Raw genomic sequence first — 18,654 nt, forward strand, 5'->3', positions numbered from 1 at the left:
AACGGACTATTCTTCCGTCATGGGTAAATTAAATTTGGCAATATTGCCTTTAGCAAACGAGGACGTATCAACAGCCTCGCCATTGTAAACTATGGTGACTAACTCTGGCTTACCTAGGGTGATATTAAACGGCGGAATACCTTGGATATTCATTTCATACCCTGACTTTTTAATGCCCCAGGCAATGCGCTCTCCGGTAGCGTCATAAATATTAACCCAACAATCACCAGAAAAAGTAAAGCTAACATCAACACTATCTGCCGCGGAAATTTCAGTGTCAGAGACATTCGCATCAGGGTTAGCTTGCTGATTTGACTGATCTAATGCTTGTCGCCCTACACTCGTTGGTTGAGTGGTGTCTTGATTTGCATCGATTGAAAGGCTTTGCGTGGAAGACTCCTCACCAAGATTCTCATTGACATCACTCACTGTAGGTTCTATCGCTTGTTCCGCCTTTTGCTCAGCCGCAGGATTTTCACTAAGTTCTGCATTACCTTCGACACTCGTTTGGCTATCATCGTTAGTTTTAGTGGGCAAGCTTTCTACTTGTGATGCGTTAGTGCTGGCATTGTCTTGCTCTTTTGCATTTTCTTGTAGCCACCACATTAAGGTTGAACCAATAAGTAACGCAACGATTAGGTAGGTTACCCACATTAACCGATTATTTTCCGCCTGCTTTTCTGTCTGTTTCGAAAAGCTCTGCATTTCAGCCCCTTGCATTTCTGCAACACAAATCATTTCATAACTTGCTAAAACATCATCTACGGGAAGATCTACCAGTTTGGCATAGTTCTTTAGATATCCTCGGTTGAACGTTGCAGGCAAACTTTTATCAAAGATATCTTGCTCAAGCTCTTTAACTAATGTAGTTCGAAAGTTTAATCTTTCGGCGACATCCTTTTGGGTTAAGCCAGCTTTTTCACGCGCCTGTGCGAGCATTTGTCCTGGACCGACAACCTCCATATCATCTGATAGCTCTTCGGTATTATTTTTATTCGTCATTGATTAATTCTCTTGAGACTTAGCGGCTTTATCAGGGTTAGCTAAATACAGCACTTGTCCAAGACGCAATACTTGATTGCGGCTAAAGTTATTCCAGCGTTCAATCGCTTTCATGTGAATATTATATTTTTTGGAAATAGCAAAAAGGCTTTCTCCTTTTTTGACGACATGAACGGGGATGGTCATCAACTGTTGACCATCTTCTGTTTTTTTACTTGGTGATACTTGCTCAACCTGCAATGCACTGGCGACGGCGCTTGAAACATCACTATCGTCTTGCAATTGTTCTGCTTTTTGTTTTTCTAATTCAGCTTTTCGCTGTTTTGCCAACTCAAGCTCTTGTTGTTCAATTTCAGGACTAACCGCTAGAAGCTCTGTTTTCAAGGGAGCTTCATCAGTATTTTCTACTTCACTTTGAGGCTCTGAAATTGCGGTTACCGAGCTTTCCTGAACTTGTTCAATCGCGCTTGCTTCGGTTTGGCTAACCTGTACCTTAGCTTGTTCAGATTCACTGGTATCGGTTGGTGAACCTTCAGTTGCAACTACGTCTGTTTGAGCTTCATTCGCCTTAGCATCTGACGCAACTAGGGTTTTCTCAGGCTTACTTGAAAGAGGTTTATCAGGCGACAATACAACAACCCGTTTTTTCTTCTCATAAGGTTTTATTTGCGTTAACTGATACTCTTTAGCCAGTTTGTCTGCATCAGTATCCGTTAAGCCATTAAGCAAATACTGACGTGCTTGATAAGAGTCTGGAAACATTTTTACTAACATACTGGCATAATTTTTTGCCGTTTGACGGTCAAACAAACGGTCATAGACTTTAAACGCCAATCCTAGCGCTTCGGGCGTAAAACGTCTTGTCGCTTTTTCATAACGCTGAAGATACTCTTTCGCCCCTTTGTAATTCCCTTTGATATATTGCACTTGTAGCATAAGAAGTAAAACATCGGCATCGTTCGGGTTATGCACAATAGCTTTTTCTAAGTAATTTTCTGCTTTATCAAAGTGCTTTGCCTTTAATTGGCAAATGGATAAGTTTTGATAACTTTGTGATACCAGAAGGTAACTGGGCGTATTAATCGCCTTTAAAAATTGCTTTTCTGACTTATCAAATTGATTATGCTTACACAAAAATGCGCCATAATTGTTCAAGGTATCAGCGTCATCTGGCTTAATTGAAAGTGCTTTTTCATAGGCCTTAATGGCTAATTCTGGCTCAGCCACTTTATCATAATAATGGGCAAAAGCCGTATGTACTTGCACTAAGTTTGGCGCAAAACGTTTCGCTTTTTCTAAGTTAAGCTTTGCTTGGGTAGTATTGCCCATCCTCAAATATTCTAAACCCAAGGAAATACGAGTCATAGCGATATCATTTTTAGATGATTCATTTTGAATTACTGGATTATTATTCTCGCCATCATAACGCTGAGTTACGCAGCCAGCTAGCATTCCAGCACATGCCAAACTAATCAAAATTTTATTACTATTCACCATCATCCGTAGGTTTCACTTTTGAACTTGAGTTATCCTACTATTTTTACTGATATTTCGTCAGCTTTCACCTGTTTTTTTTCTGCAATGCTTGCAGTTCGTTTGGTTCTGTCTAAAACATCCCCCGCTAACTGCCCACAAGCGGCATCAATATCATCGCCACGAGTACGACGGGTAATCACTGTAAAGCCATAACTTTGCAGTACTTTATCAAAACGATCAATGCGAGAATTACTCGAACGTTTGTAGGGTGAACCTGGGTATGGATTAAAAGGAATCAGGTTAATTTTACTCGGTAAATCTTTTAATGCGTGTGCAAGTTCATGGGCATGATCGGTGCTATCGTTAACATGATCTAACATCACATACTCAATAGTTGCTTGTTTATTGGCTTTAGAACCTTCAACGTAGCGGCCAGCAGCAGCTAAAAATTCTTCGAGTGGATATTTTTTATTGATGGGTACAAGTTCATCACGCAATTGATTATTCGGCGCATGAACTGAAATTGCCAGCGCGCAATCTATTTTGTCTTTCAACATATCAAGCGCTGGGACTACGCCTGATGTACTTACCGTGACACGGCGTTTTGAAAGGCCATAGCCTAAATCATTCAACATGGTATCTAAAGCAGGAATTAAATTTTTCATGTTGAGTAATGGCTCTCCCATCCCCATCATGACAATATTAGTAATGGGTCGTTTACCTGCAATACGAGTTGCACCAATATCATTTGCTACTCGCCATACTTGTCCTATGATTTCTGACATCGATAAGTTACGGTTAAAGCCTTGCTGGGCTGTTGAGCAAAAAGTACATTCCAACGCACAGCCTACTTGAGAGGATACACACAAGGTTGCTCTGTCGTTTTCAGGGATCCATACCGTTTCAACTTCTTGTCCGCCTTCAAGCAACAATGCATATTTGATGGTACCGTCATTTGAGACTTGCTTTTTAGAAATCTCCGGTGCTTTGATTTCACAATTACGTTGTAACTTCTCTCTTAACTTTTTGTTAAGATTCGTCATTTTCTCAAAATCATCATAGCCAAAATGATAGACCCACTTCATTATTTGATCGGCTCTAAACGGTTTTTCACCAATTGAGGCGAAATATTCACGCATCATTTGATGATCTAAGTTAAGTAAATTAACTTTTTTCTTGGCTACAATGGGTTCAACAGTTACAACATCTGTCATGAAAACGCTTCCAACTTAAAATTCCAAGTAAATTGTACACTTTATCGCCAAAGCAAACAATTTAGTGATGACCTATGGCTAAATAGCAAAAGGATTTTACTGAAAATCAGTAAAATCCTTTTTATAACCACTTACTAAATCATGTAACGGCTAGGTAAGCCGTATTGGTGAATGAGATTAACGAGTGCGTGGACAAATCTCATCATCAGAGAAAAAGTAAGCAATTTCACGAGCAGCAGATTCTAAAGCGTCTGAACCGTGACATGCATTCTCATCGATTGAGTTAGCATAATCAGCACGTAAAGTACCTGCTAACGCTTCAGCTGGGTTAGTAGCGCCCATGATTTCACGGTTCTTACGAACAGCATCTTCACCTTCTAACACCTGAACCATTACTGGACCAGAAGTCATGAACTCAACTAAAGCACCAAAGAATGGACGCTCGCTGTGCTCAGCATAGAAACCTTCTGCTTTTTCTTTTGATAAATGAACCATTTTAGCAGCAACAATTTTTAAACCTGCTGTTTCAAAACGGTTGTAGATTTGACCAATTACGTTCTTAGCAACTGCATCTGGTTTTACGATAGAAAACGTACGTTCGATAGCCATGTTTAGCCCTCTTAAAGTATAAATTAATAAACTGGGAAAATTTTGGGCGCGATTATAGACTAAATGCCATTAAATGACTAATAATTCTTATCAGCAGATACAAAGCATTATAAATATTACTGAATGCATAACCTCTATGCTGAAGCAATGAAAAATAATATCTTGAGCAGATAGAGTTAAGCCCCATCTGCTCAAGATAACTTAAACCTGATAAATTAGACTACATACTAATGCGTCGGTATTGTCGATATTCAGGTTTCCAGAAATTACGCTCAATTTTTTCTAACAATTGTTCATCGCTAATTTCAAGCGCTAATCCTTGCTTAAAAGCAACCTTTGCAACAGCAAAAGCAATTTTCTTACTAAGATTAGCAATTTCCGTAATCGGAGGTAAAAGCTCGCCTTTGCCGGTATTAGCCAGCGGTGAAGATTGCGCTAACATTTCGCTGGCCATCATCAACATTTCATCGGTGATACGATTGATATTGGCGGAAACGACCCCTAGCCCAATACCCGGAAAAATATAACTGTTGTTACACTGAGCAACATGATAAAGCTTTCCTTGATATTCAATCGGGTCGAACGGACTTCCCGTTGCAACAATGACCTCACCTTCTGTCCAATGAATCACTTGCTCAGGGGTTGCCTCTACCTGCCTCACTGGGTTACTTAATGGGAAAATGATCGGTAAATGACAGTGAGATTTCATCGTTTTTACGACATGCTCAGTGAAAAGCCCAGAAACACCGGAGACGCCAATTAAAATATCAGGTTTAGCATTTTCTATCACTTCAATTAGCGACGCATAGTCTCCTAAAATTTCCCAATCAGCAACCGCGCTTTTCGATTGTACTAACTTTTGTTGAAAATCTCGTAAATTAGCCATTCCTTCGGTAAGCAATCCGAAGCGATCAACCATAAACACTTGGCTTCTTGCTTTTTCAGGTGCTGCACCTTCTTTAATCATTTGCGCAATAATTTGCTCAGCAATGCCGCACCCTGCAGAGCCACCACCAACAAAAACCACAGTTTGATCTGCTAAGTGAGCTTTTTTCAAACGACACGCCGCCAATAGCGTACCAACCGTTACCGATGCAGTGCCTTGAATATCATCATTAAAGCAGCATATTTCATCACGATAACGTGATAATAGCGGCATAGCATTTGGCTGAGCAAAATCTTCAAACTGCAACATCACGTGAGGCCAGCGTCGTTTAACGGCCTGAATAAACATCTCTAGAAATTCGTCATACTCTGCCTGACCAATGCGTTCATGTCGCCAGCCCATATACATTGGATCATTTAACAGTTTTTCATTATTGGTACCAACATCAAGCATAACTGGCAAACAATAAGCAGGGCTAATACCACCACAAGCAGTATAAAGCGATAACTTACCAATCGGGATCCCCATTCCCCCAATCCCTTGATCTCCAAGTCCTAGGATGCGTTCACCATCAGTAACGACGATAACCTTTACTTTATTTTTAGTGGCATTTCGTAAGATATCATCAAGATTATGGCGCTCTTCGTATGAGATAAACAAGCCACGTGAGCTGCGGTAGATATCAGAAAACTGTTCGCAGGCATCTCCCACCGTTGGCGTGTAGATAATTGGCATCATTTCTTCTAAGTGTTGTGAAACCAATTTAAAAAATAATGTCTCATTATTATCATGAATCGCCCGCAAATAGATGTGCTTATTTAAGTTGGTGTGAAAGCTTCGATATTGCATATATGCGCGCTCAGCTTGCTCTTCAATACTCTCATAGCGTGGCGGTAGCAACCCCATTAAATTAAAGTGTTTACGTTCTTCAGCGGTAAATGCACTGCCTTTGTTTAACAAAGGCGTTTCTAATAATGTTGGACCTGCGTAAGGGATGTATAAAGGACGTTTTTGTTTATCAGTCATGTTTTTATCAATAAATGAGTCGGTTAGTTAGCGAAGAAAAAGACACGTAACGAATGTGCCTGCAAGTATAGACGAAGATTATTGGACAAAAAAGTAATAACAACAGTTAATGTACTTAAATTTGAGCATATGTGAGTAATAGCATTAACAAGTAAAGGTTATCAATCTGCTTCTTCTATCCACGCAAGTTGAATAGCTTCTAGCACTCTTTCCCCGCAGTGCGCAGGATCATCATTAAAGCGCTCGAGTGCCAAAACCCATTCGCGCAAATCGGTAAATCGAATTTGTTTAGGATCAATATCGGGATGCTGCTCAATCAAATCTAATGCGATTTCTAAAGAATCACTCCATCGTAGTGACATTGTGCCCTCCAAAGAGACGATTAAAATGAGAATACTAAATGAAAGTATAAGCCATCAACGATTAACATCAATACTAACCACAAAAGCAACAAGCGGGCGCGACGACAAAACTGACACTCGGTATACCAAAGTGCTTTAACTTTATCCTGCCATGAAGGCTTAGTGGCCATTTAGACTCCAAGATATCTCAATCAACTTTCGTTATACTATACCGCAAAATTAACCCGCTAAGTAAAAACAATGAAGTTTGAGCAAGATAAGAAAGACCACCTGATCTTAAAACTACAACAATATTTTGAACACGAGTTAAGCATCGAACTGGGACAATTTGACGCAGATTTTTTACTCGATTTTATCAGCGATGAGATGGGAAGCTACTTTTACAATCAAGGTTTGCAAGATGCTCAACAATTAATGCATGAACGCCTTCAACTCATTAGCGAAGAAATTGTTCAACTTGAAAAGCCAACCAATTAATAAAGGAGTTTAACCAAAATGCGCGCTGTATTTTTAGATCGTCAAACCTTTAGTGAGCAACTTTCGCTAAGCGCGATAAAAAGCCAAGTTAACGAACTGATTACCTATCCGCTGACAGCCAATCAACAAGTGATTGAACGCTGCCAAGACGCAGATATCGTCATCACCAATAAAGTGGTTTTATGCCATGATATTCTTGCAAAACTTTCCAAGGTAAAACTTATCTGTATTGCCGCCACCGGCACTAACAATGTCGATTTAGTCGCGGCAAAGGCCTTCGGCATTGCCGTAACTAATGTCGCTGATTACGCGAAAAACTCGGTCACCCAATATGTGTTTTCTCAAATACTTGCCTACTTTAGCAAGACTCAACACCACATCGACAATGTTAAAAGCGGTTTATGGCAACGACATCACTCATTTTGTTTACACGGTAATGGTAGTGAGGAAATCGCTGGGAAAACGATAACGATTGTTGGTTATGGCGCATTAGGAGCGAGCGTCGCGAATGTTGCCAAAGCGTTTGGCATGGAAGTTTTAATCGCTGAACGACCAAACGCTAGCGAGATCCGCGGAGGACGTGTTTCATTTGAACACGCACTTGCACAAGCGGATATTGTCTCTCTGCATTGTCCGCAGACTCCAGAGACGGAAGGGTTAATTAATACGAAAACCTTAGCGTTGATGAAACCAACGGCGATGCTGATTAATACCGCTCGTGGCGCGATTGTCAATCCTAAGGATTTACACCAAGCGTTAGAACAAAAACAGATCGCATACGCGGTGTTGGATGTGCTAACTCAAGAACCGCCACAGGCTGATGATGTACTATTGGCAAATCCGCTCGATAACCTTGTGATCACAGCCCACATTGCTTGGGCAAGTCACCAAGCACAGCAAAAGCTACTTGATTTGATCGCCGATAATATCGCGAGTTTTAAACAAAATGGGCAACTCAATCGCGTCAATTGAACGAGTTCATGTGACTAAAACTTAGCTGTAGTCCTTTATCTGCGTTTAAAACCAAGTGTCTTTAACTTTTCCATAATGAAAAAAGCCCCACTGGCCTACCCGCCTCAGCGGTGCAAACGGAAATGTTGGCAAAGGCTTATTATATAAAGGTAAATTCGGCACTGACTTCTCAGCAACCTTTTCAGCTAACCGTTTGCCTGCTTGCACAGAGAAAGAAACTCCTGCACCGCAATACCCCATTGAGTAGAAAACTGATTGAGTTGGGTTTTGATAAATATGCGGTAAATCATCTAATGCCATACAAATCCAGCCCGACCAAGCATAGGCGATCGTTAATTCTTTTAACTGAGGAAAACTTGTTTTTAAAACACTTAATAATCGGTTGGCATAGTAGGGATCTTCTGCTGACTTACCTGTAATCGCACCTCGCCCACCAAACAGTATCCTATTGTCCGGTAGCTTACGGTAATAATACTTGAGCTCTCTCGTGTCCATTACCACGTTAGACGTTAAAAAATTACACGCTTGTATCTGCTCATCCGTTAACGGCTCTGTCACGATAATTTGCGATAAAACGGGTAACGTTTTATTGGTCGTCAAAGGATGAAATCCTTTTGGGGTATAGCCATTGGTTGCAATAACCACTTTATCCGCGCTAACGATTCCTTTGGGCGTGATTAGCCGTTGTTTACTGCCACACTCGATCCAATCCTGAACTGGTGAGCTCGTATGTATCTTGGCGCCAGCCTCTCTGGCAAGCTTTTGATAGCCCCAGGCGAGTTTTAGAGGGTTAAGACCAAAGCCATCTTGATATCTAATTGCCCCATAAGCATTTTGATCTGCCATATAGTGTTGATGTAATGTTTCTCGGTCCAACACTTGAACATCATAACCAAACTTCGATTTTTGCAGCTCGGCAAGTTGTTTTAATTCAGTAAATTTATTACGTTTATGAGCAACTTTAATGTAGCCATTGGTTTGGCGATCACACTCTATTCCCTCACCAATTAAGCGATTTACTGTATCAACACCTGCAGCCATCTCATCATAAATACCGCGCATGACCTCTTCTCCCCACTGTTTTTCCATCGTGAGAAAAGATTTTCGTCCTGAAGACTTTAGAATAAATCCTGCATTTCTTCCGCTACACCCCCAGGCTACTTGATTGGCTTCTAGAACATGAGCTTTAATATTGTGCTCTCTCGCTAAATGCAATGCACATGACATTCCAGTGTACCCAGCACCAATAATTGCTACGTCAACATCAATGTCTTTGCAAACTATTCCATCATCAGCAGGGGGTTGGCCTGAAGTTTTTGCCCAATAACTGTCTGGATAAGCTTCACCACAGCCAGGGAAACTATCAAGAAGAGGATCGTACATCGTTATTTTTACTCCATTACGGTGCAATTAGCAGGCCTCACGTCGTCTGGGCCAAAATTTCAATAAGGCTACATTATCGTAATAAAGCCTGATAAGCTATGATTTCGTTTACACTAACTAAGCTAATATGATCAGTAAGATGCAACTAAATTATCGTGAAATGCAGCCACAAGATTTTTCAGCCGTTATCCGTTTAGCGACCGACGTACATGGAGCTGGTTACTTGGATAATCACAGCATGCAGTCTTGGTATGACAAGGGGGTAGCCAAAGGTGTTAACGCAAGCTATGTTGCTTATGATAGTGATAAATTAGTTGGGTTTCGTATTACCTTTGCTGTGGGACGTTGGGATATTGATCAATGGTGCTCTCCTGATTTATGGCAATATTCACCTCGGCAAATTTGTTATTTTAAGTGCAATACCGTTGATGAAAATTATCGCGGATATGGTATTGGTTCAACACTATTAAAATTATCAATAGCCGCGGCAATGAAGCAAGGTGCTAAGGCTGGCATCAGCCACCTATGGCGAGAAAGCCCAGGAAACAGCGCGGTAAAATACTTTACCAAATGTGGTGGTCAACTGATAAAAAACCATCCTGATCGTTGGAATGAGTTAAGCAAAGATGGATATTGCTGCCCGATTTGCCAACATGATTGCCATTGTGTCGCAGCGGAAATGTTAATTGATTTTAAAGCCTAGGGGTGTTGACCCAAGGATAATTCAAAAGTGTATTGCCTCGAAACTAAAACAGTTTCAAGGCGATTGTTGCTCACTTACAAATTAACCGAATAACTTTTTTATAATTGAAGTACCCTGCTGAGTTTCTGAACTGACACCAAAAGCATCAAATTCAGCCAAGCTTGGATAACTGACATCACCGTTAATTAAGTGAAAATCACCACAGGTTGGGTCAAAACGATAGCCTTTGCTCCATTCAACAATATTTTTAGTGACTTGATTTATCGCATTAACAACATATGCAACTTCCTTATTACTCATCGTCGGATGAAAGCTTGCTCTGATCCAGCCAGGCTTCTCAGCAAAATCCCCCATATCGATTTGTTCAGTAATTTTTGACGAGGTGTCTTGATCAACGTTCAACAAAATATGCCCATAAGTGCCTGCACAAGAGCAGCCACCACGCGTTTGAACACCAAATTTATCGTTTAACAGACGTACAACCAAATTATGGTGAACTCCGCGCACATAAAACGACACAATCGCTAACCTATCTCGACATTCAGGTTCAAGCATAACCACCTGATCATTTTTTGCTAATTCATCCATGACATAGTGGGTAATTTCTTGCTCTCGCTTGGCAATATTATCGGTGCCCATTGCATCTTTAACTTTAATCGCTAAAGCCGTTTTAATGCATTGTAAAAAGCCCGGCGTACCGCCGTCTTCACGCATTTCTATATCATTAAAAAAGCTATGCTTACCCCATGGATTCGTCCAAGTAACGGTTCCTCCGCCAGGGTGATCAGGAACGCGATTTTTGTATAACGATTTATTAAAAATCAGTACTCCTGAGCTTCCAGGGCCGCCTAAAAACTTATGCGGAGAAAAGTAAATTGCATCTAAAGCCTGTTTTGGATTACTCGGATGCATATCAATATCGACATAAGGCGCTGAACATGCAAAATCAACAAAACATAAGCCATTGTGCTCGTGCATTACTTCTGCCAGCTGATAATAAGGAGTCTTGATCCCTGTCACGTTTGAACACGCACTAAAAGACCCTATTTTTACTTTGCGATGCGCATATTTTTCTAATAATAACGTTAAATGCGCTAATGATGGCAGCCCATCGCTATCAGGATCAATAATTTCTAGGGTAACATCACACTCGTTCCAGGATGTTTGATTAGAGTGATGTTCCATGTGGGTGATAAAAACAACCGGCTTATCACACTCTTCGAAATGTACTTGAGGTTGCATTCGCTCTGGAATACGCAAACCTAATATCCGCTGAAACTTATTAATAACGCCGGTCATCCCAGTGCCAGCAGTAATGAGTATATCGTTTTGGCAAGCATTAACATGCTTTTTGATAACTTTTTGAGCCTCATGATAAGCGTTGGTCATCGCGCGGCCTGTTAAACTCGTTTCCGTATGAGTATTAGCAACATATGGGCCTAAAGTGTCAGTGATGTAACGCTCAATAGGTCTGTATAACCGTCCACTCGCTGTCCAATCTGCATAAACAATTTGGTGCTTCTCACCGTTAATGGTATGACACAAATCTTGACCAATAATATGACGACGAAATGGTAAAAAATATTGCTCTAATGACATGACACACTCTAATTAACAACAAGAACCTAATCAAATTTTAGCAAAACACAGAATGACAACAATAAAAATCTAACATAAATAATTATTTAGCAAAAATAACCCAACAAAACAAAGATAGTAGAAAAATACAACTCACCAAACATCATTTAAACGCATTAAGGGAAAAACTATTTCAATTAACGTAATATCTTCATTCACTTTAACTACCAAGATGACAGAGCAACGCTTACCTTAAGTTCCTCTGTGAGGATTTGTACTAATAGGCACAGCGACGCAACTGTTGATTAAGTCACCTCAGGTTTGCATGAGAAATTACACGAAAACAATAAAATCAAACTCTTAACTCACTGTGGCTTTCTAGCACATTACCTTTTACTTAATTCAAGGCGTGTTCTTGCAGAAATAGCCAACTATTTCACGACAATATTACACATAAGTAAGTTAAACTAGGCGTTAGAAATACTTCCTTTATGCAAAGATGAGGTTGAGTAAAGATATAAACGACATCGCTATGACATATGATGTTCTGGTGAATTATCAACACTTATTCGTTTGGTTACCTTCTCTATTTCCATTTAATTCAACAACAACTAAATTCCCTAATCTAATTTTGTAGCAGGAAATGGTAGTTCATAAACCATAGAAACGTGCCCAATACGCACACTTAAAGAAATTTTTTAGTTAAATAAGATATGATAAAATTTGCCACTACATTACTTAAGTTAAAGGCCATAAATGACTAAAACTGCAAAAATTATAGCAACACTTTTAAAGCATTTTTTTAGCTTTACTCTTGGATTTTTTATCGCTTGCTGGCTTGCATACAATGTTATTTATGGAGGTTTAGTGCAAAGCCAGCTCGATAATAGTTTAATTACCTTACATTATATCAATACAGATAAAATGATTGAGCGCAAAGAGGCCTTGATTAAAGTTCAAATTCCTATTGAGGTATGTAATGCCCATAGATTGCAAACATCGCTATTATCTGTGTCAAATCCTTTACTTGAAAGTCTAGTTAACCGCGCTAAAAAAGTTTTAGCGATTGAAGCAAATAAGCTAGACGAGTATTGCAAAGGTAGAACGATAGAAACCGTCACGCTAAGTGATGGAACTATAGTGCCTAAGCAAGGGTGATAGAAAAATGCTGACCTACTGGTTTTAAAACAAGGTAGGTCAGTATTTTTTGGTAACGCAATACCCTTTATTCAAGTGACCAGTCAATTGCATTTTTCCCATTATTTTTTAACCAGTAATTTGCTTTGGAAAAATGCTGGCAATCAAAAAAGCCTCGATAAGCCGATAGTGGTGATGGGTGAACTGAGGTCAGAACGTAATGCTTTTCTCGATTAATACTTTGCCCTTTCTTTTGTGCGTGACTTCCCCACAGCAAAAATACGCATCCAGAGCTTTCCTTATTTAGCTTATCAATTACTGCATCGGTAAATTTTTCCCAGCCTAAATTTTGATGGGAGTTTGCTTGTCCTTTTTTAACGGTCAGTACAGTATTCAGCAACAAAACACCTTGTTCAGCCCACCGAGTTAAACAGCCATGGTTAGGGGTAACAAACCCTTTGATATCCAACGCTAGAGTTTTATAAATATTGACTAAGGAGGGTGGTGCCTTTATGCCTTTTGGCACCGAGAACGCTAAACCATGGGCTTGCGGCACTTCATTTTCTCCCAAACCGTGATAAGGGTCTTGGCCTAAAATGACCACTTTGATATCGGGCACATCAGCATAAGCAAATGCATTAAAGATATCATGCTCATCAGGGAATATTATCTCGCCAGCAGCTTTTTGCTGGTCAAGGTCAGTCATTAACTGTTGATAGTATTCCTGTTGTTGCTGCTCAGCAATAAACGCTTGCCACTTGGGCGGTAAGTTAGGCTTTATTGGGGACAAAATAAACGTCTCGGTATTAATAAACTCAATAAAAAAGGCAGTATATACTGCCTTTGAATGTACGGGAAATTTACATTACTTGGTTAATTTCCTGCAATTAAATAATCTTTTAAGTTGTCAAAATTTACTAGCATATCTTTTGACAAAATGGTCTCGCTCGCACAATCTGCAAGCTCTTTTGGCAATGCTATTGGTTGCCCTAAGGTGCTTTCAACTACCTCCTTAAACTTAGCTGGATGGGCAGTACCTAAAAAGACGCCAAATTCATCATCCGCCGCATTGTATTGCAATGCTTTGTAGGCAACGGCCGCGTGAGGCTCACTAATGTAGCCAAGTTTTGCCAACGCAATCACTGTCATTTGCGTTTGTTCCTCATCAATAGAGACAGAGCTAACACAATCTTTGTCAACCAAACCATTTATCAACATATGTTCAACGCGCGGCCAGTTATTCGGATTACTGACGTCCATGGCATTAGACATTGTTGCAATCGTGTCATTAGGCGACCACTCACCTGTTTGTAAATAGCGAGGCACTGTATCATTTGCATTGGTAGCGGCAATAAAACGCTTGATCGGCAAGCCCATCGCTTTAGCAAACAACCCTGCAGTCAAATTACCAAAGTTACCGCTTGGCACAGAAAAGACTAAGTTATTTAAACCTGCTTTACCTTGCTGGCGGTATAGTTGTGCGACCGCTTCAAAATAATAACAAATTTGGGCGAGTAAACGGCTAATATTGATTGAATTAGCTGAATTTAATCCAATAGTCGTCGCCAACTCTCGATCATTAAATGATTGTTTGACCAACGCCTGACAGTCATCAAAGCTCCCTTCTATAGCAAGTGTCTCGATGTTACCACCTAAAGTGGTAAACATTTTTTCTTGTAATAAACTAATTTTACCTTTGGGATATAAGATAACGACACGAATGTTGTCTAAGCCATGAAAAGCATGAGCAACAGCTGCACCGGTATCGCCAGAAGTCGCTGTTAAGATGGTGATCTTTTTATCTTTGCTAAATGCTTGCAGACATTTGGCCATAAAACGAGCACCGAAATCTTTAAATGCTAACGTCGGCCCGTGGAACAACTCTAATATGGCTCTATTTTCACTAATAGGCTGAATCAGCGCGGGAAAATTAAACGCCTCTGTCACTATTTCGGTTAACTGTGTTTCTGATAAATCGTCACCGACAAAAGGCAATAATACTTTAACGCTGCGTTCAATTAACGGCAATGCTAATAACGACTCGATATCATCAAAAGCTGGAATAAACTCTGGAAAAAACAAACCTTGGTTTTTACCTAGCCCCTGCCTTACGGCACCTGAAAAACTAACCTGTTCATCACTTTCTTTTAAATTATAAAATTTCACTATGGTTCTCTCTAACTTTTAAAAACGGTTTATATAACGCAGGCACCTTGACTATCTGCCTGACAAATATGAACAAACCCATATTCATGGCCATCGTCTGCTACTTGTAAATAATGATTTTTCAACCATGTCGCCAATTGCTGTGCTTTTTCTTTGTGATCGACAACACAGAATAACGTTGGACCAGAGCCAGAAATTCCCACGGCCAAGCTCCCTTGCGCCAACAGATATTCTTTTGCTTCAGAGAATTTAGGTAATAAATGACAGCGATATGGCTCTGCAACAACATCACTTAATACTGAAAATGCTTGCTGTTTATCCTGACGATGGCATGCATCGACAAAAGTTGCTAGACGCTGACCAAAGGTAATCAAATCCTGACGACTATATTCTTTCGGCAGCACTTCGCGAGCCGCTTTGGTAGAAACAGAAATGCCAGGATACGCCATTATGTAATAGCAATCATCAAACTGTGGTAAAAAACGACTAATAATATTGTCATCAGGCACCATTAACTGCATACCACCTAAGTAGCATGGTGCGACATTATCATAATGTAGACTACCACTAATTTGAGCTTCCATTTCTCCCATCATCAACAACATTTGTTGTTGATTAAATCCAGTCTGGTAGTACTTGTGATAAAATTGATTCAACCCTTCTAAAGCAGCAACTACCGAACATGCACTTGAACCTAAACCACTGCCGACTGGCATCTTTTTGTCCAAAGTCATGCTGACATTTACCGTTTTGTGACCTGCTTTTTTCATTGCTTGATTGAACAAACTTAAACAGCCCCAAACAATATTATCTTTTACATTACCGGGCAATTTACTGGCGAATTCACCAATAACTTCAAGTGAATCACTCGTTGATTCGGCTATGGTAACAATATCACCAAGCAAATAACCGTCTACCGGTTTCACCGCTAAACCTAAAACATCAAAACCAACGCTGACATTTCCAATTGATGCCGGTGCAAATACTGATACTGACATTAGTGTTGTTGCTCCCAAGCTAATGTTCTTAATAAATCGCCAAAGACCCCAGCCGCCGTTACTTCAGCGCCAGCACCGTAACCTCTTAACACAAATGGTAAAGGTTGGTAGTAGCGACTATGAATAGCCAAAGCATTTTCACCATCTTTTATGCTATATAAAGGATGATCTGCTCCAACCGCTTCGATCGATACCTTACATTTGCCATCGATAATATTACCAATATAACGTAACACTTTGCCTTCAGCTTTAGCGACTTCGACACGTGAGCTAAAGCATTCATCGACCTTGGAAAGGTTTTGCATGAACGTCGCCACATCACCTTGATCATCAAAGTCTTCAGGCAATACCGACTCTATCTCGATATCTGTTAACTCTAATTGCATACCCGCTTCGCGAGCCATTATCAGCAACTTACGTGCGACATCCATACCACTTAAATCATCACGCGGGTCTGGTTCTGTAAAGCCATTTTCTTTGGCAATTGCCGTTGCCTCTGAAAGTTTCATGCCCTCGTCTAGCTTACCAAAAATATAAGATAATGAACCAGACAATATTCCTTCAAACTGCACTAATTCATCACCCGCTTTTATCAAACTTTGTAAGGTGTCGATGACAGGTAACCCTGCGCCAACCGTAGTTTCATAGAGAAAGCGGCGATTGGTATGCTGAGCAGCTTTTCGAAGCGCTTGATAGTATTGCCATGAATCCGTATTCGCTTTTTTATTAGGTGTTACAACATGAAACCCTTCGTTGAGATAATCAACATAACTCATTGCCAATTGCTCGTTTGATGTCGAATCTACCAGCACCGGGTTAATCAGATGATTCTCTCTCACAAAAGCTTTAATGTTTTCAACATTAACCGCAACAGGATTTTGATTGAGTACTTGTTGCCAGTTTTCGAGATTAATACCCTCTTTATCAAAAACCATTCCTTTACTATTGGCTAAGCCATAAACTTTTAGCACGATATTTTGCGCTTTTAATTTTTGTTGCTGACGCGCAATTTGTGCGATGAGCTCACTACCAACTACACCACAGCCAACAAGAAACACATCAATTGTTGGTTGGTGGGAGAAAAAGTTTTGATGACTCACTTTCATCGCATCAGTGCACTTACGTTTTTCTATCACCACTGAAATACTGCGCTCTGAAGAGTCTTGTGCAATAGCAACGACATTGACACGTGCCTGCGCCAAAGAGCTAAAGAACTTTGCGGCAACGCCTTGTTGATGATGCATACCATCACCAACCAAAGATACGATTGACAGTTCATGCTGCAAATTAATCGGCTCTAAAAGTCCATTGAGTAATTCTAATTCAAACTCCTGCTTTAATGCTTGTTCAGCAGCTTGCGCATCTTCAGAATGAATACAAAAGCTAATACAATATTCACTTGAAGACTGACTAATTAATACCAGTGAGATGTTTTCTCGGCTCATGGACGCGAATACTCGGCTTGCCATACCGACCATGCCTTTCATTCCTGGGCCCGAGACATTTACCATGGTTAAATCATCAAGATTCGAAATCGCTTTCACTTGTTTTTGTTGATCAGTTTCATTAGCGATCAACGTACCCGGTGCTTCAGGATTACTGGTATTTTTTATTAAACAAGGGATATGATATTGAGCTATAGGACCGATGGTTTTCGGGTGCAGGACACTGGCGCCAAAATAAGAAAGCTCCATCGCTTCTTGATAACTTAAATAATCAAGTAGTTTTGCCTCTTTAATTAGTCGAGGATCAGCGTTGTAGACACCATTAACATCAGTCCAAATTTCACAACGTTCAGCTTGTGCGCATACTGCCAATACTGCCGCAGAATAATCGGAGCCATTTCGCCCTAACGTTGTCACATTGCCCCTACTATCAACGCCAATAAAGCCCGGCATAATGCCAACTCGCGCTAAATTGCTATAATGCTGATTATATTGCTCTTTACACAATACCAAATCGGCTAAGGCATTTAGTGAGACATCATTTGTGCGTAGAAATTGCTCAGGCTCAATAACGCAGTTATCAACTTGTTGCGCATTAAGCACCGACTCTAAAATAGCAACACTCAAACGTTCACCAATACTGATAATGATCGCTCTAATATGATCAGGACAGTAGGATAACATCGTCGCACCCTGTAAATAACGCGCTAACTTATGCTCCCAATTGGCAAGTACTTGTTCAGCATGCTGGCTAGTAAAGCCTGGTAACTGAGCACTCAAATCATTAATAATATTAGTAATTGCGGTATTAAAATGGGTTAAGTCATCTTTCAGTTTTTGCTCATCTGAAATATTTTCAGCCATTGCAACTAAATGATTGGTCACCCCTTGAGGTGCTGAAACAACCACAGCTACTGGTGATTGTTGAGCTTGGTTATTCACGATATCAGCAACCTGCATAAACTTTTGCGCCGTTGCCAATGATGAACCACCAAATTTTAATACACGCATTTTTACATCCCCTAAAAACAAAAAAGCTCGAAACCTTTGTGGTTACGAGCTTTGATAAAATAATTTTTTTTATACGTCAGCCAATAACCACCAGTCGTTTGAGAATGGTAGTGGTGATAATAATGGTAATGTGGCTAGTACGTAATTTCATGAAGCTAAAATGCCTGATGCGCAGTTAGATGTCAACAGCTAACATTGAATAAATGGTT

17 protein-coding genes are annotated in these 18,654 nt (G+C 40.2%); 4 read left to right on the forward strand and 13 right to left on the reverse strand.

Translation table 11 applies throughout. The annotated features are described in order from the left end of the window. Positions 1-6 precede the first annotated feature (6 nt). The 7 genes from ACSLUH_RS11180 to ACSLUH_RS11210 all read right to left on the reverse strand — a co-directional run bounded on the left by ACSLUH_RS11180 (position 7) and on the right by ACSLUH_RS11210 (position 6,745). A complete protein-coding gene (locus tag ACSLUH_RS11180; protein WP_448566965.1) occupies positions 7-1,002 on the reverse strand; it encodes a RodZ domain-containing protein in 996 nt (331 codons plus the stop codon). 3 nt (positions 1,003-1,005) lie between these two features. Continuing rightward, the gene (pilW, locus tag ACSLUH_RS11185) at positions 1,006-2,502 is read right to left on the reverse strand and encodes a type IV pilus biogenesis/stability protein PilW (RefSeq protein ID WP_448566967.1); all 1,497 of its coding nucleotides are present in this window, start codon (positions 2,500-2,502) and stop codon (positions 1,006-1,008) included. A 26-nt stretch (positions 2,503-2,528) separates the two neighbouring features. After that, the gene (gene rlmN, locus ACSLUH_RS11190; RefSeq protein ID WP_448566969.1) at positions 2,529-3,692 is read right to left on the reverse strand and encodes a dual-specificity RNA methyltransferase RlmN; all 1,164 of its coding nucleotides are present in this window, start codon (positions 3,690-3,692) and stop codon (positions 2,529-2,531) included. 177 nt (positions 3,693-3,869) lie between these two features. Then, positions 3,870-4,301 carry a nucleoside-diphosphate kinase gene (gene ndk, locus ACSLUH_RS11195; protein WP_448566971.1) on the reverse strand — a complete coding sequence of 144 codons (432 nt, stop codon included), beginning with the start codon at positions 4,299-4,301 and terminating at the stop codon, positions 3,870-3,872. Positions 4,302-4,521: 220 nt separating this feature from the next. Continuing rightward, positions 4,522-6,213, reverse strand: coding sequence for an NAD-dependent malic enzyme (locus ACSLUH_RS11200; RefSeq protein WP_448566973.1), 1,692 nt, complete (start codon positions 6,211-6,213; stop codon positions 4,522-4,524). A 161-nt stretch (positions 6,214-6,374) separates the two neighbouring features. Next, positions 6,375-6,575 (reverse strand): Fe-S cluster assembly protein IscX, encoded by a 201-nt coding sequence (gene iscX / locus ACSLUH_RS11205; protein ID WP_448566975.1) that lies wholly within the window; start codon positions 6,573-6,575, stop codon positions 6,375-6,377. A 20-nt stretch (positions 6,576-6,595) separates the two neighbouring features. Next, entirely contained in the window at positions 6,596-6,745 is a 150-nt protein-coding gene (locus ACSLUH_RS11210; RefSeq protein ID WP_448566977.1) for a hypothetical protein, read from the reverse strand. A 70-nt stretch (positions 6,746-6,815) separates the two neighbouring features. On the opposite strand from ACSLUH_RS11210, the gene ACSLUH_RS11215 reads away from it, so the two are divergent. Both ACSLUH_RS11215 and ACSLUH_RS11220 read left to right on the forward strand, forming a co-directional pair. After that, positions 6,816-7,052, forward strand: coding sequence for a DUF2164 domain-containing protein (locus tag ACSLUH_RS11215; RefSeq protein ID WP_448566979.1), 237 nt, complete (start codon positions 6,816-6,818; stop codon positions 7,050-7,052). 18 nt (positions 7,053-7,070) lie between these two features. Beyond that, positions 7,071-8,024 (forward strand): D-2-hydroxyacid dehydrogenase, encoded by a 954-nt coding sequence (locus ACSLUH_RS11220; RefSeq protein WP_448566981.1) that lies wholly within the window; start codon positions 7,071-7,073, stop codon positions 8,022-8,024. Between the two features lie 45 nt (positions 8,025-8,069). Here ACSLUH_RS11220 and ACSLUH_RS11225 read toward each other — a convergent pair whose 3' ends face one another. Continuing rightward, the gene (locus ACSLUH_RS11225; RefSeq protein ID WP_448566983.1) at positions 8,070-9,407 is read right to left on the reverse strand and encodes an NAD(P)/FAD-dependent oxidoreductase; all 1,338 of its coding nucleotides are present in this window, start codon (positions 9,405-9,407) and stop codon (positions 8,070-8,072) included. 127 nt (positions 9,408-9,534) lie between these two features. On the opposite strand from ACSLUH_RS11225, the gene ACSLUH_RS11230 reads away from it, so the two are divergent. After that, complete coding sequence (locus ACSLUH_RS11230; RefSeq protein WP_448566985.1) at positions 9,535-10,110, forward strand: GNAT family N-acetyltransferase; 576 nt, start codon at positions 9,535-9,537, stop codon at positions 10,108-10,110. 81 nt (positions 10,111-10,191) lie between these two features. Here ACSLUH_RS11230 and ACSLUH_RS11235 read toward each other — a convergent pair whose 3' ends face one another. Continuing rightward, positions 10,192-11,709: an aminotransferase class V-fold PLP-dependent enzyme gene (locus ACSLUH_RS11235; protein WP_448566987.1), complete on the reverse strand. Its 1,518-nt coding sequence runs from the start codon at positions 11,707-11,709 to the stop codon at positions 10,192-10,194. A gap of 735 nt (positions 11,710-12,444) precedes the next feature. On the opposite strand from ACSLUH_RS11235, the gene ACSLUH_RS11240 reads away from it, so the two are divergent. Then, positions 12,445-12,846 (forward strand): hypothetical protein, encoded by a 402-nt coding sequence (locus ACSLUH_RS11240; protein WP_448566989.1) that lies wholly within the window; start codon positions 12,445-12,447, stop codon positions 12,844-12,846. A gap of 67 nt (positions 12,847-12,913) precedes the next feature. Here ACSLUH_RS11240 and ung read toward each other — a convergent pair whose 3' ends face one another. From ung to thrA, 4 genes are all read right to left on the reverse strand, one after another. Continuing rightward, positions 12,914-13,615: a uracil-DNA glycosylase gene (gene ung / locus ACSLUH_RS11245; protein WP_448566991.1), complete on the reverse strand. Its 702-nt coding sequence runs from the start codon at positions 13,613-13,615 to the stop codon at positions 12,914-12,916. 83 nt (positions 13,616-13,698) lie between these two features. Beyond that, on the reverse strand, positions 13,699-14,991 hold the full coding sequence (gene thrC, locus ACSLUH_RS11250; protein WP_448566993.1) for a threonine synthase: 1,293 nt from the start codon (positions 14,989-14,991) through the stop codon (positions 13,699-13,701). Between the two features lie 29 nt (positions 14,992-15,020). Beyond that, positions 15,021-15,989: a homoserine kinase gene (thrB, locus tag ACSLUH_RS11255; RefSeq protein ID WP_448566995.1), complete on the reverse strand. Its 969-nt coding sequence runs from the start codon at positions 15,987-15,989 to the stop codon at positions 15,021-15,023. After that, positions 15,989-18,445 (reverse strand): bifunctional aspartate kinase/homoserine dehydrogenase I, encoded by a 2,457-nt coding sequence (gene thrA / locus ACSLUH_RS11260; RefSeq protein WP_448566997.1) that lies wholly within the window; start codon positions 18,443-18,445, stop codon positions 15,989-15,991. The genes thrB and thrA overlap by 1 nt, the downstream gene beginning before the upstream one ends. Between the last annotated feature and the right edge of the window lie 209 nt (positions 18,446-18,654).

The organism is Thalassotalea ganghwensis (genome assembly GCF_053485795.1).

Coding starts and splice junctions, on each gene's coding strand:
- ACSLUH_RS11235 (WP_448566987.1), bottom strand. CDS start 11,709: ATGTCATTAGAGCAATATTTTTTACCATTTCGTCGTCATATTATTGGT.
- ACSLUH_RS11210 (WP_448566977.1), bottom strand. CDS start 6,745: ATGGCCACTAAGCCTTCATGGCAGGATAAAGTTAAAGCACTTTGGTAT.
- ACSLUH_RS11225 (WP_448566983.1), bottom strand. CDS start 9,407: ATGTACGATCCTCTTCTTGATAGTTTCCCTGGCTGTGGTGAAGCTTAT.
- ACSLUH_RS11230 (WP_448566985.1), top strand. CDS start 9,535: ATGATCAGTAAGATGCAACTAAATTATCGTGAAATGCAGCCACAAGAT.
- ACSLUH_RS11180 (WP_448566965.1), bottom strand. CDS start 1,002: ATGACGAATAAAAATAATACCGAAGAGCTATCAGATGATATGGAGGTT.
- ACSLUH_RS11200 (WP_448566973.1), bottom strand. CDS start 6,213: ATGACTGATAAACAAAAACGTCCTTTATACATCCCTTACGCAGGTCCA.
- pilW (WP_448566967.1), bottom strand. CDS start 2,502: ATGATGGTGAATAGTAATAAAATTTTGATTAGTTTGGCATGTGCTGGA.
- thrB (WP_448566995.1), bottom strand. CDS start 15,989: ATGTCAGTATCAGTATTTGCACCGGCATCAATTGGAAATGTCAGCGTT.
- rlmN (WP_448566969.1), bottom strand. CDS start 3,692: ATGACAGATGTTGTAACTGTTGAACCCATTGTAGCCAAGAAAAAAGTT.
- thrA (WP_448566997.1), bottom strand. CDS start 18,445: ATGCGTGTATTAAAATTTGGTGGTTCATCATTGGCAACGGCGCAAAAG.
- ACSLUH_RS11215 (WP_448566979.1), top strand. CDS start 6,816: ATGAAGTTTGAGCAAGATAAGAAAGACCACCTGATCTTAAAACTACAA.
- ACSLUH_RS11220 (WP_448566981.1), top strand. CDS start 7,071: ATGCGCGCTGTATTTTTAGATCGTCAAACCTTTAGTGAGCAACTTTCG.
- iscX (WP_448566975.1), bottom strand. CDS start 6,575: ATGTCACTACGATGGAGTGATTCTTTAGAAATCGCATTAGATTTGATT.
- ndk (WP_448566971.1), bottom strand. CDS start 4,301: ATGGCTATCGAACGTACGTTTTCTATCGTAAAACCAGATGCAGTTGCT.
- ACSLUH_RS11240 (WP_448566989.1), top strand. CDS start 12,445: ATGACTAAAACTGCAAAAATTATAGCAACACTTTTAAAGCATTTTTTT.